Annotated in this window: 8 protein-coding genes; 4 read left to right on the forward strand and 4 right to left on the reverse strand. The window is 69.6% G+C overall.

Annotated features, from left to right (window positions below):
• Positions 1 to 288: 288 nt before the first annotated feature.
• Together G472_RS32315 and G472_RS0110085 are read left to right on the forward strand one after the other, a co-directional pair.
• Complete coding sequence (locus tag G472_RS32315; protein ID WP_051340649.1) at positions 289 to 1824, forward strand: calcium-binding protein; 1536 nt, start codon at positions 289 to 291, stop codon at positions 1822 to 1824.
• A gap of 165 nt (positions 1825 to 1989) precedes the next feature.
• Positions 1990 to 4371, forward strand: coding sequence for a tetratricopeptide repeat protein (locus G472_RS0110085; protein ID WP_029008291.1), 2382 nt, complete (start codon positions 1990 to 1992; stop codon positions 4369 to 4371).
• A 55-nt stretch (positions 4372 to 4426) separates the two neighbouring features.
• Here the strand turns inward: G472_RS0110085 and G472_RS32320 are convergent, their stop codons facing one another.
• The 4 genes from G472_RS32320 to G472_RS32335 all read right to left on the reverse strand — a co-directional run bounded on the left by G472_RS32320 (position 4427) and on the right by G472_RS32335 (position 9912).
• The gene (locus G472_RS32320) at positions 4427 to 5662 is read right to left on the reverse strand and encodes a tetratricopeptide repeat protein (protein WP_051340650.1); all 1236 of its coding nucleotides are present in this window, start codon (positions 5660 to 5662) and stop codon (positions 4427 to 4429) included.
• Positions 5659 to 6603, reverse strand: coding sequence for a glycosyltransferase (locus G472_RS32325; RefSeq protein ID WP_035691813.1), 945 nt, complete (start codon positions 6601 to 6603; stop codon positions 5659 to 5661). Before G472_RS32325 ends, G472_RS32320 begins: the two co-directional genes overlap by 4 nt.
• 159 nt (positions 6604 to 6762) lie before the next feature.
• Positions 6763 to 8130, reverse strand: coding sequence for an HlyD family type I secretion periplasmic adaptor subunit (locus G472_RS32330; protein ID WP_051340651.1), 1368 nt, complete (start codon positions 8128 to 8130; stop codon positions 6763 to 6765).
• A 6-nt stretch (positions 8131 to 8136) separates the two neighbouring features.
• Entirely contained in the window at positions 8137 to 9912 is a 1776-nt protein-coding gene (locus tag G472_RS32335) for a type I secretion system permease/ATPase (protein ID WP_084536555.1), read from the reverse strand.
• A gap of 319 nt (positions 9913 to 10231) precedes the next feature.
• Here G472_RS32335 and G472_RS0110110 point away from each other — a divergent pair, with 319 nt between their 5' ends.
• The gene (locus tag G472_RS0110110) at positions 10232 to 11473 is read left to right on the forward strand and encodes a glycosyltransferase family 4 protein (RefSeq protein WP_029008292.1); all 1242 of its coding nucleotides are present in this window, start codon (positions 10232 to 10234) and stop codon (positions 11471 to 11473) included.
• 10 nt (positions 11474 to 11483) lie between these two features.
• On the forward strand, positions 11484 to 13169 hold the full coding sequence (locus G472_RS36985; protein WP_029008293.1) for a tetratricopeptide repeat protein: 1686 nt from the start codon (positions 11484 to 11486) through the stop codon (positions 13167 to 13169).
• The last annotated feature ends 2 nt before the right edge of the window (positions 13170 to 13171 follow it).

Raw genomic sequence — 13171 nt, forward strand, 5'->3', positions numbered from 1 at the left:
GGGTATCGGGTGGCACATCCATCTGTGCCTCTTGTGCAACACTGTAGCGGCACCATCGCGGCAGCGGCAATTTCGGATATCGTGGGTTGCGTGCCGTGCTTGCGTGCGCGGGTGGGGCACTGTACAAGGGATGCGCCTCGTGCTCCTTGGCCGGCAAGGGCCCGGGGCTCGTGAATTGAAGGGGGCGATGATGGACGATGGATCATTTGGTTCCGGTTGGAGCTGATCTCTGGTTCAGCCCCCCAACAATACTCGCAATAGCTTCGAAGCTTACGGGAGTTGAAAGAAATGGCGAATATCACGGGTACCACGTCGAGCGAGAGCCTTACCGGGACCTCTGGCGCCGATACGATCACCGGCCTGGCCGGTTCTGACACCATTCTCGGCCTCGATGGCGCCGACGTCCTCTACGGCAACCAGGGCAGCGACCTGATCTCTGCCGGCGCGGGCAACGACACCGTGTTCGGCGGCCAGGACAACGACACCATTTCCGGCGACAGCGGCAACGATGTCCTGTACGGCCAGCTCGGCAACGACCTGATCTACGGCGGCGTTGACGCCGACACCATCTTCGGCGGCCAGGGCAACGACACCCTGTACGGCGAAGACGGCGACGATCTGATCTACGGCAACCTGGGCAACGACCTTGTCTACGGTGGCGCCGGTGCCGATACCGTGTTCGGCGGCCAGGGCAACGACGCGCTGTTCGGCGATGCCGGCAACGACGTGCTGTACGGCCAGATGGACAACGACACCATCGACGGCGGTGACGGCAACGACACGCTGTTCGGCGGCCAGGGCAACGACATCCTCAGCGGCAACACCGGTGCGGACCTGCTCTACGGCAACCTCGGCAACGACACGCTCTACGGCGGCGCGGGCAGCGACACCCTGTGGGGTGGCGACGGCAACGACCTGCTGGTCGGCGGCTCCGAGGCTGACGTGCTGTACGGCGACGCCGGCAACGACTTCCTGAGCGGTGACCAGGGCAACGACACGCTGTTCGGCGGCCAGGGCAACGACACGCTGCTCGGCGATGACGGTGCCGACCTCCTGTACGGTGGCCTGGGTGACGACAGCCTGGTCGGTGGCGCTGACAACGACACCCTGTTCGGTGGCGATGGCAACGACACCCTGATCGCCAACAGCGGTGCGGCGAACCTGATGTACGGCGATGCCGGCAACGACTACATCGCCTTCACCGGCGGTGCGGGCGGTGTCGCGTATGGCGCCGCGGGCAACGACACCATCGACGCGGTCGGCGCGACCGGCAACGTGACGCTGTTCGGTGGCGACGGCAACGACGTCATCACCGGTGGCAGCGGCGCCGATCTGCTGTACGGCGATGACGGCAGCGACACGCTGGTCGGCGGCGCCGGCAACGACATCCTGTATGGTGGTGGCGGCAACGACTACATCGTCGGTGGTTCCGACTCCGATGTGATGTACGGCGGCGACGGCAACGACACGCTGGTCGGCGGTCACTTCGGTGGCGTCGACACCATGTACGGCGGCGACGGTGCGGATCGCTTCGCGTTCACCGGCACCACCAGCATTGCCGCCGCGACGGCCGTGGCGCAGATCTACGGCTTCCAGGACGGTCTCGACAAGATCGTTCTGTCGGGCTTCGGCTCTGCCGGCACGGTGTTCGCCGTTGGTCCGGGCTCGGCGTTCATCGCGTCGCCGGTCGCCAACACCACGACCATCATGTACAACTCGACGGGCGTCAACCAGATCACCGTTCTCGTTCAGGGCAACGGTCAGTACCTGACGCTGCAAGTCCAGGGCGTGAGCACGCTGGACCTCGACGACTTCCAGTTCTGATCCCCGCAAGGGACCCGAACCGGGAAAGGGGGGCGTCCTTCGGGGCGCCCCCTCTTTTTTTGTGGCAAGGGTGCGGTTGTTTCGTTCTGTTCCCACCGCTCCCGCGCCGTTTTGCCGTATGGTGGCCGGCGGCGACGCGTATGACATCGGGCGAGTGGACGAGGCATGACCCTGCTGACGAATCGAACTGAAAGCGACGATCCCACCATCGAAGCGGCACGCCAAGCCCTGCGCACCGGCGAGGTTGACCGGGCGGAGGCCCTGGCCAGGGCGTGCCTGGACACCGATCCCGCGTCCGTCGGCGCCCTGAACCTTCTGGGTGCCATCGCGATTCGCCGCAAGCGCCCGGCCGAGGCGGTGCGGCTCTACACCGCGGCCACCGAGCAGGATAAGGGGCCGACCTCGGCACTCAATCTGGCGCAGGCGCTGGAGTTGGCGGGTGACCGAACCGGGGCGGCCGCCGCTTACCGGGTGCTGCTCGACCGCTTTCCCGATCATCCCGCGGCACGGGCCCGTCTCGTCAAGGTGCTGTTCGCGGCGGGTGATGCGGACGGCGTGGCCGGGGCCGTGTCCGGCCTATCCGCCGGAGGGATTGCGGTCCTCGACGCCGAAGCGTCGTTCCTTGCGGCCATGAGCCTTCTGCAACGGGGTGACGAGCATCGCGCAGGGGCGTTCCTGGACCGGACGCTGGCGGTCGACCCCGCGCACACCGGGGCGCGCCGACTGCTCGGCGGCCGTATGATGGCGCAGGGACGGCACGCCGACGTGATCGGTGTCCTGACGCCGCTCCTGGAGCGGGAGCCGGCGAACGCCGAGGTTCACATGCAACTCGCCAGGGCCCACGAGGCTCTGGGCAACCGGCAGGATGCCGTCCGTCACTTCCGGCAAGCGGCCGAAGATCCGGCGTTCGCGCCGGAGGCGGGGCGTGCGGCCGGTTCCATCCTGCACGCACAAGGCGATCATGTGGGCGCCGCGGACTTGCTGGGTGCCGCCCATCGCGCCGACCCGGCGAATGTGTCTCTGGCGGAGCGGCTCATCACCAGCCTGCTCGCCCTGAAACGTCCGGCTCACATCGTTGCGGTGGCGCGTGCGGTGCTCGACACCGGTCCGGCCGACATCGCCGTGTGGAACAACATGGCGGTCCATATCAAGGCCGCCGGCGACAAGGACTTGGCTGTTCGCTATCTACGGGCCGCCCTGTTGCGGGACCCCACGAACACGTCGCTTCTCTACAACGCCGGCCATACGTTGAACGAGATGTCGCACGCGGAGGAGGGGGAGCGCCACCTGCGCCGGGCCGTCCGCATTGATCCGGGCTACGCCAAGGCTTGGAACGCGCTGTGCGTTTCCCTGTCCATCCAGTTCCGGCTGGACGAGGCGGAAGCGGCCGTGCGCACCGCGCTGCGCCTGAACGATGCGAGCAAATCCGCGTGGCTGAACCTGGCGATCGTGCTGCGCGGCCAGGGCTTGTTCAGTGAGTCCATCGACTGCTTCCGCAAGGCCCTGGCCATCGATCCCCGTTACATCGAGGCCAACCACAATTTGGCGCTGACGCTTTTGATGGTCGGCGAGATCCGGGAAGGCTTCCAGCTCTATGACTGGCGTTTTGCCCTGCCCGATTTCCCGTCGCCGAAGCGGGCCTTCCCCCAGCGGGAATGGACCGGACAGGATCTGAGCACCGCCGGGCTGGTGGTCTACATGGAGCAGGGGATGGGGGACGAGGTCATGTTCTCCTGGTACCTGCACCACCTCTCCGGACGTGCCCGCCGTTTGGTGGTCGATTGCGATCCCCGCCTGATCCCGCTGTTCGCCCGCAGCTTTCCCGCGATCGAATTCGTCCCCCGCTCCCTGCGTCCCGATTCCCGGGCTCTGGCCCCCGACATCCGCTACAAGCTGCCGGCGGGGCACCTGCCGAAATTCTTCTGGGTGGAGACGCGGGAGCAGATCAACCGGACCTGTCACCTGGCCGGCCGGCCGTACGTTCGCACCGACGGCTATCTCCGCGTCGACCCGGAGCGGCTGGCCCATTGGCGGGCATGGCTGGCCGAGCGGGCCGGGGGACGCCCGCTGGTGGGGATCTCCTGGCGCAGCGCCCTGCACACCCGCACGCGTGACATGCAGTACCTCGCTCCCGACGAGATCGCCCGTGTCTTCGGCGACGGCGTTGCCGTGGTGAACCTGCAATACTCCACCGCGGACGAGGAGCTGGACGCCTTCGCGGGTCTCAGCGCCCGGCACGGCTTCCGCTTCATCCACCCCGAAGGCATCGACCTGAAGAACGACCTGGACGACGTGATGGCGCTGACCGCGGCGCTGGATCTGGTGGTGACCCCGCTGATCTCGGTGGCCTGGATGGCCGGCGCGCTGGGCGTGCCCACCTGGGTGTTCCGCACGTCCGAGGTGTCGCGCATCTGGCAGCAGTTCGGCATGCCCTATATCCCCTGGTGCCCGAGCATGCGGCTGTTCTTCCGCCATCCCCTGGCCCCGTGGGAGCAAACGCTGACCACTGTGCGCGGCGAACTGGACGCCTGGCTGGCCACCCGCTGAGGGGCGGACCGGTCATACGGCTTCCAACAGATCCTACGGATCTGCGGAAGCCGTATCAGCGACCCGGCCGGGTGGCCAGGGCCGCGGCCACCGCCTCGATCAGCGGCGGCCAGTCGCCCAGAGCCTCCTGGCGGAACAGCCGGGCGGTGGGATACCAGGGGGAATCGGATCGTCCCGTCAGCCAGCGCCAATCCGACCGGGCGGCCAGCAGAATCCACACGGGCTTGCCCATGGCACCCGCCAGGTGGGCCACCGACGTGTCCACCGTGATGACCAGGTCGAGTTGGGCGACGACCGACGCCGTCACGGCGAAGTCGGCCAGGCGCGGCCCCAGGGGCTCCATGCGGGGATCGTCCGCCACCGCGTCCTTCTGCAGGGCGTAGAAGTCGATGCCGGGCACATCGAGCAGCCGGGCGAAGGTGCTGAAGGGAATGCTGCGCCACGCATCGCGCACATGGCGGGGGTTGCCGGCCCACACCAGACCGACCCGCGGCCGCCCGCGGTCCGGCAGCGTGACGGCCGGCGTGGCCGGTGCGGCAAGGTAGGGGATCGGGGCGGGCACGGTGTCCGGCGTGGTGCCGAAGCGGGCCGGCAGGCTCATCAGCATCTCGGCCGTATCGAAGCCGTTCAGACGCCCCGTCGCCACCGCGCTGACACCGCGCGCCGTCTCCAGCAGGGCGCGCAGGGGAGGCTGGCAGTTGACCACCACCCGGGCACCCCGATCCGCCAGAAGGCCCGCGTACCGCACGAACTGGATGGTGTCGCCGATCCCCTGCTCGGCCACCAGCAGGATGGTCCGTCCGTCCAACGCCTCACCCGACCACACCGGCCGGCCGGCGCTTTCCATCCATTTCAGGAACTCCCGGCGGGCGTAGCGCCGTTCGTAATGGGCAAAGCCCTCGCTCCACGCCCCCGCCTGCATCAGCGCCAGGCCAAGGCCGACCTGCATCTCATCCTCGTTCGGGGCGAGCGCCACCGCCCGACGGTAGGCGTCCAGGGCAGCGTCCTGATCGCCGGCGCCGCGCCGCGCATTTCCCAGGTTGAACCACAGCTTGGCCGAGTCCGGACGTTGCGCCAAGGCGGTCCCGAGCAGCCCGGTGGCCAGGTCGAACCGGTAGAGGTGCTGAAGGGCGCGTGCCCGTTCCGCCAGGGCCGGGATGTGGTCGGGCCGCGCGCGGATGATCTGCCGGTACAACTCGGCCGCCCGCTCGTATTCGCCCCGGGCCATGGTTCGCTTGCCCAGGGCCATCGCATCGCGCAGGGACACCGAGCGTTCGGTGGTTCCGCTCACAGCTCCGTCTCTTCCCGCCAGAACGCCAGCAACTCCCGCTCCATGCGGTCCAGCCCGTAGCGGCGGGCGGTCGCCAGCCCGGCCTTGAGACGGCGGGACGATTCGGGTACGGGATTTTCGCACAGGTCCATGGCGCGGGCCAGGGCGTCGGCGCAGCCGATCCAGTCCTCGGCGCGGCACCAGAACCCGTTGTCGGCTGTGGCGAACTCGTCACCGCCGCCGCCGGTGAAGCCCACCACCAGGCTGAGCGAGGCCATCGCCTCCAGCGGTGGCAGGCCGAACCCCTCCAGCCGCCCCAGTGCGAGGAACACCGGGGTCTCCGCCAGGATGCGGGCGACCTCGCGGCGGGGCACGCCGTCGATCGTCACCCAGGGAAGCCGGGCATAGCGCGGATGGCGGCGGCGGAAGGTCTCGCGGATGAAGTTGGCCTCCACCGGCATCTTGCGGGGCATCACCGCGATCTGCCGCCGCTTGTTGCGCTCGGGGCGGAAAAGGTCGGTGTCGATGCCGTTGTGCACCACCGGGACGCGCGCCAGTCCCAGGGTGGTGCGCAGATACCCGGCGATGACCTGACCGCAGGAGAACACGGTGGAGACGTTGAAGCGGTCGTAACTGCCGCCTGCACCCAGCCCGTAATAGACGTAATGGTGATTCTGGCAGAACACCACCTTGCGTCCCGGCTTGTCCGCCATGGCCGTGAGAACATCGTTCCATGGCTCGGGGATCACCAGGATGTCGGCCGCGTCGGGGGTGAAGGACTCCCCCATGGCGATCACCGGGACGCCGGCGTCGTAATAGTCCGGCTGCATGTCCCGCCGCACCAGCAGCGCCGCGTCGAATCCGTTGCGCACGAGGATGCGCACATGTTCACGGGCGATGATGGTGCCCCCGGTCGGCTTTTCCGGGTTGTCGGTGACGTACAGGATGCGGCGCGCCGGCATGTTTGTTCCGGTTGACGTTCGATGGGACGGGATGGCCGGCGATCACACGGACGGCATCTGTATGATGCCGTCCGTATGCCCTTTTCGATCAATGCCACGGCATTGATCTGCCGGGTCTGACGGCCGGAACAGAATCGACGTGATCATGGTCCGGCCGTGTCAGGGTTCGCGCAGCGCCAGTTCGAAGCTCTGCAGCAGCGGGCTCAGCCAGTAGGTGAGCAGCGTGCGCTCGCCGACCGAGATCAGCGCCGTCGCCGGCATGCCCGAGGTCAGCTCCACATCCGGCAGGATGGTCTGCTGCGACTCCTTGTCCAGCTTGATCAACGCCCGGTAATAGGGCTGGCCCGTCGCCGTGTCGGTCACGGAGTCCGCGGACACCGAGAACAGCGACGCCTTGATCGGGTGGGTGTAGCGCTGGCTGAAGGAGGTCAGGCGGACCTGGACGTCGGACCCGATGACCACGTTGTCGATGTCGCGCGGATTGACCCGGGCTTCGACGATCAGCTCTTCGTCGTCCGGCACGATGTCCATCAGCACCTGGCCGCCACCGACGACACCGCCGACGGTGTGGATCTTCAGGTCGACCACCTTCCCCGACCGCGGGGCGGTGATGACGAGGCGCTTCAGCGTGTCCTCGGCGATGACCCGCCGTTCGCGCAGATCGTTGACGGTGATGCCGATGGCGCGCAGTTCATTGGCCACGTCGCGGTCGAACTGCTGGCGCAGGTCGATGATCTGCAGCTCCATCTCGCCGATGCGCTGCTGGGCGCGGGCGATGGACGCGTCGGTGGTGCTGATCTGGCCTTCCAGGCTGACCAGGTTGCGTTCCAGGGCCAGCAGGCGCGGCAGCCGCTCCAGCCCCTTGTCGTGCAGTTCGCGCACGCCGGCGGTCTCGCGCCCGATCAGGCCGAGCTGCTTGACCAGCGACTCCCGCTGGCCGCGGAACGCCTCGATCTCCGTGCGCGTCTGGGCGATCCGTTCCTGCAGGATGCGGGTCTGGCCCTCCAGCGTGGAGCGGCGGCTGTGGAAGACGTTGGACTGCGCCTCCACCATGTTCGCGACGTTGGTGTCGTTGCGTAGGGCCAGGATCTCGTCGGGGAAGACGATGGCCGGCAGGCGGTCACGCTCCGCCAGCAGACGGGCCTCCTGGATGCGGTGGGCGTAGTACTGGTTGCGCACCATCTCCAGTTCCGCCTCGGCGCGGACACGGTCCAGGCGCACCAGCACGTCGCCGGCCTGCACCTGCTGCCCCTCGCGGACCAGGATCTCGGCGACCACGCCGGCGGCGGCGGGCTGCACGGTCTTGCGCGCGGTGTCGACGCGCAGGCTGCCCATGGCGATGACGGCGCTGCCCAGCGGCGCGATCGCCGCCCAGCCGCCGAACCCACCGAAGAACAGGATGATGATCAGGTAGCCGACCAGGCTGGCGCGGCGCCAGGGGACCGGCTCCGACCGGATGGTGGTCGGCGGGGCGGCGGACGCGGGGACCGGCAGGGTCCCCATGGCCGGGGTGAGGCTGCGGCTCATGGCTGGTTACCCGTTCGCCTGCTTGGAGATCATCGTGACGTTGGGGGCGGGTGCCGCCGGCGGCTTCTGGCCGGTGATCAGCGGCAGGATCTGATCGCGGTCGCCCAGGCGCTGGATGGTGCCGTTCTGCAACACCATCACCTTGTCGGCCACCGCCAGGATGCTGGGGCGATGGGCGATGATGATGATGGCGGATCCTCGCTCCTTGGCGGCCAGAACGGCCTTCAGCAGCGCCTGCTCGCCCGCCGTGTCGAGGCTGGCGTTGGGCTCGTCCAGCACCAGCAGGCGCGGGTTGCCGTACAGCGCGCGGGCCAGGCCCACGCGCTGGCGCTGGCCGCCCGACAGCAGAGCCGCCCCGTCGCCCACGTCCGTGTCGTAGCCGCGGGGCATGTGCATGATCATCTCGTGCAGGCCGGCCAGCTCGGCCGCCTCGATGATGGATTCCGGGGTGGCGTCGGGGTCCAGGCGGCAGATGTTGTCGCGCAGGGGACCGCCGAACAGCTCCACGTCCTGCGGCAGGTAGCCGATGTAACGGCCCAGATCCTCCGCCGGCCAGGACGCCATGTCGGCGCCGTCCAGGCGGACGTTGCCCTGGGTCGGCGGCTGCAGGCCGACCAGCAGGTGGGCCAGCGTCGACTTTCCGGCGGCGGACGGGCCGACGACCCCCAGCACCTGCCCCGGCTCCACCGTGAAGGACACGCGCGACAGCACCGGACGTTCCGCGCCGCGCGGATGGAACCACACGTTCTCGGCCGTCAGCAGGCCCTTGGGGTTGGGCGGCACCACCGTGGCGCGCGGGCGCCCCGCGGTGCGGCGCAGGATGTCCTGAAGCTCCTTGTAGTTCTGCTGGGCGTCCTTCAGCCCGCGCCAGTTGGAGATGATCTGCTCCAGCGGCATCAGGGCGCGGCCGGCCAGGATCGTCGCCGCCATCATGGCGCCGCCGGTCAGCGTGCTGCCCGGCGTGATGATCTCCAGCGCGGCGGTGGACATGATGCTCATCTGGATCGCCATGCGCGCGTACTTGGAGGTGGCGGAGATGAAGGCCGCCTTCTTGCTGGCCGATCCCTGCTCGTGCAGGACCTCCGCGTTGCGCTCGCTCCAGCGCGCCAGCACGGCGGGGGTCATGCCCATGGACTCCACGACGTTGGCGTTGCGCACCGCCGCCTGCACCCGCTTCGTCGCGCTGGCGTGCGCCCGGTTGGCGCGGGCCAGGGCCGGGCGGGTGACCCAGTTGTTGGCCAGCGTCAGCAGCACCAGGATGGCGGAGCCGATGACGGCCACCACGCCGATCCAGAAGTTCAGGACGAACAGCACGGCCAGGAACACCGGGATCCACGGCGCGTCCATGATCACGTAGATCTGCTGGCCCGACAGGAAGCTGCGCAGGGCGTTCAGCTTGTTCAGCGCGTCGATGCCGCGCGGGTTGCCGCGGATCAGCGCGTTGGCGATGCAGGCGTTCAGCAGCGCCGGGCTGAGGCGCCGGTCGATCCACGCGCTGAGGTGGATCAGCACGTGCGAGCGCGCCACGTCGACGCCGAGCTGGATCAGCAGAGCGAAGTTGGCGATCAGGAACAGGAACGCCAGCGTCGCCAGGCTGTGGCTGTTCAGCACCCGGTCGAACACCGAGAACATGTAAAGCGGCAGCACCAGGATGAACAGGTTCACGACCAGGCTGAACACGCCGGCGGCGATGAACGCGCTGCGGCTGGCGCTGAACACCTGGCGTATCAGGTCCTCGCCGGCGGTGGCGGCCGGAGCTGGCTTCTTGCCGATCACGCTCATACTCGTCGGTTCCTGGGCTCGTGGTCCGGGGGTGGTGCCGGGATCATCGCATCATACGGAATCGGCGGGCGAAAGGGGCAGGGCCTTTCGCAGTGCCAATTAAGACTTACGCGCGACCACCCCTTTTCATCGACGCCAATCGCGTCGGCGGCGCGCATTGCTGCCCTTTGCGGGCGGGCGGTCGCCGTGCGCTCATCGCGCATTGATCCGTTCATGGGCGACAGTGTATAGCCCTGAGCCGCGTCGGGAACCAGCCGTTTCTTCACCGGCTTCCGGCGGCGCCCCGAATTCGCAGCAGCGGACACCGCACGGCCCGACCATGAAGATCCTGTTCATCCACCAGAACATGCCGGGGCAGTACAAGCACCTGGCGCGGCTGCTGGCCGATGATCCATCGAACCAGGTCGCCTTCATCACCAAGGACGGCAAGCCGGACATGCCCGGCGTGATCAAGGCGGCGTACAAGCCGTCCCGCGAACCGCACCCGTCGACCCACCATTACCTGCGCCAACTCGAAGGGCACGTGCTGTACGGCCAGGGGGTGGTGCGGGCGGCGCTGGGGCTGCGCCAGCGCGGTTTCGTGCCCGACGTCATCTGCGCCCACACCGGCTGGGGCGAGGCGATGTTCATCCGGGACGCCTTTCCCGACAGCCCGATGCTGGCCTATTGCGAGTTCTACTACCGCGCCGTCGGGGCCGACATCGGCTTCGACCCCGAGCAGGCGGCCGACGTGGACAAGATGGCGCGCACCCGCTGCCGCAACGCCCACATGCTGATCGGCATGGAAGCCATGGACTGGGGCATCACCCCCACCCGCTGGCAGTGGAGCCTGCACCCCGAGGTTTTCCGGGAGCGCATCTCCGTGATCCATGAGGGGGTCGACACCGACCTCTGCCGCCCCGACCCGGCGGCCACGCTGACGCTGCCCGACGGCCGGGTGCTGAGCGCGCGGGACGAGGTGATCACCTACGTCGCCCGCAACCTGGAACCGTACCGCGGCTTCCCCACCTTCATGAAGGCGCTGGAGGAGGTGTGCCGCCGCCGCCCGAACGCCCACGTGATCATCGTCGGCGGCGACGAGGTCAGCTACGGCACCGCACCGGCCGACGCGCCCAACTGGCGCGAGAAGATGCTGGCCGAGGTGCGCATCGACCCGACGCGCGTGCACTTTCTGGGCCGCGTCCCCTACGACCGCTTCCTCAGCGTCCTGCGCATCTCGCGGGCGCACGTCTACCTGACCTACCCCTTCGTGCTCTCCTGGTCGATGCTGGAGGCCATGGCGACGGGCTGCCTGATCATCGGCTCCGCCACCGCCCCGGTGCAGGAGGTGATCGAGGACGGCCGCAACGGTCTGCTGGTGGATTTCTGGAACCCGCGGGCGGTCGCCGACCGGCTCGACGAGGCGCTCGACAACCCGGAGCGCATGGCCGACCTGCGCGCCGCCGCGCGCCGCACCGTGCAGGACCGCTACGATCTGCGCGGCGTCTGCATCCCCGCCCAGATGAAGCTGATCGGGGACGTGGCGGCGCGCCGCCGCCCCACCGGCTTCGGCGCACCCTGAGGCCGGGGCGGTGGCCGCCGGCCTGATCGCCGCGGCCGCTGCGGCCGCGCGGCGCGGCGCTTTCGCCGAGACCGGCCGCCTGCTGGAGGAGGCGCTGCGCCTCGGCGACCGCTCCGCACGGGTGTACTACAACCTGGGCGTGGCGTACGGCCGCCTCGGCGACGGCGCGCGGGCTGCGGCCTGCCACCGCCTGGCATTGGTCGACGAGCCCACCCATGCCGGGGCGCTGGCCAACCTGGGGCAGGCGCTCCGGGCGGCCGGCGCCGGTGCCGGCGCGCAGGCGGTCCTGCGCCGGGTGGCGGTCCTGACGCCGGACGACGCACGGGCACACAACAACCTCGGTCCGCTCCGCATGGATGCCGGCGACGACGACGGCGCGGCGCATGTGCTGCGGCGGGCGGCGGCGCTGGCGCCGGCCTACGGCCATGCCTGGTACAATCTGGGACTGCTGGCCCGCCGCCGCGGCGACGGCGGTGCCGAAGCCCTGTACCGCCGCGCCGCCGCCTGCGGCGACGCCCCGGTGCGGACCTGGTTCGAACTGGGCGTCATCGCCCATCAGCGCGGGCGCGCCGACCTGGCGGCGGATCTGTACGCTCGCACCCTGGCCGCCGACTCCGGCGATGACGACGCCCGCGCCAACCGGATGATGGCCTTGCAGGAGGACGGCCGCCCCGACCAGGCGATGGCCGAGGTGGACCGGCTGCTGGCCCGCCGGCCGGACGATCCCCGGGCGCTCTACGTGCGCGGCTGGACCCGGCTGCTGCGCGGCGAGCTGGCGGCGGGATACCCCGATTACGACCAGCGCTGGCGCCGGCCCGACCCGGAGCTGCGCCAACACCGTTTTCCGGTTCCCCTGTGGGACGGCGGAACCCTGCCGGCCGGGCGCCGCCTGCTGCTGTGGGGGGAGTTCGGGGTGGGCGACGAGATCATCATGGCCGGGCTGCTGGACGAGGTGCTGGCCCGCGGTCTTTCGGTGGTGCTGGAGACGGACGTCCGCTTCGTCGGGCTGTTTGCCCGCTCCTGGCCGGCGGTGACGGTGGTTCCCCGCACCGACCCGCCGGACCCCCGCACCCTGGCGCCGGAGATCGCGGCGCAAAGCTCCACCATGCGCCTGCCGGTGCTGCTGCGGTCGGACGCCGCGTCCTTCCGCCCGCACGCCGGCTATCTGCGGCCCGACCCGGAGCGGGTGCGCCGCCACCGCGCCGCCTTCGCGGCCGCGGGGCCCGGCCGCACGGTGGGCCTGGCCTGGACCAGCGGCAACCCGCGCACCGGCGGCCGCAAGTCGATCGCGCTGGAGCGCTGGGCGCCGGTGCTGGCGGTGCCCGGCGTGCGGTTCGTCAGCCTGCAGTACACCGACGCGGCGGAGGAGATCGCCGCCGCCCGCGCCGGCGGCCGCACCAACCTGTGGCCCAATCCCAACCCGGCCCTGCGCGACGATCCGGAGGATCTGGCGGCCCAGATCGCCGCCCTGGACGCGGTGGTGACCATCGCCGGCATCAACGCCCACATGGCCGGCGCCCTGGGGCGCCCCGGCCTGGTCCTGCTGCCGCGCACGCCCCTGTGGTTCTGGTTCGACCGTGGCGAGGACTGCCCCTGGTACCCGAGCCTGCGCCTCGTCCGCTGCACCGTCGACGGTGACTGGGACACCCCCATCGCCCGGCTGGCGCAGGATCTGCGGCGGCTGGTCGGCGGGTAGCG

This window comes from Azospirillum halopraeferens DSM 3675, from assembly GCF_000429625.1.
GTDB classification, from domain to species: domain Bacteria; phylum Pseudomonadota; class Alphaproteobacteria; order Azospirillales; family Azospirillaceae; genus Azospirillum; species Azospirillum halopraeferens.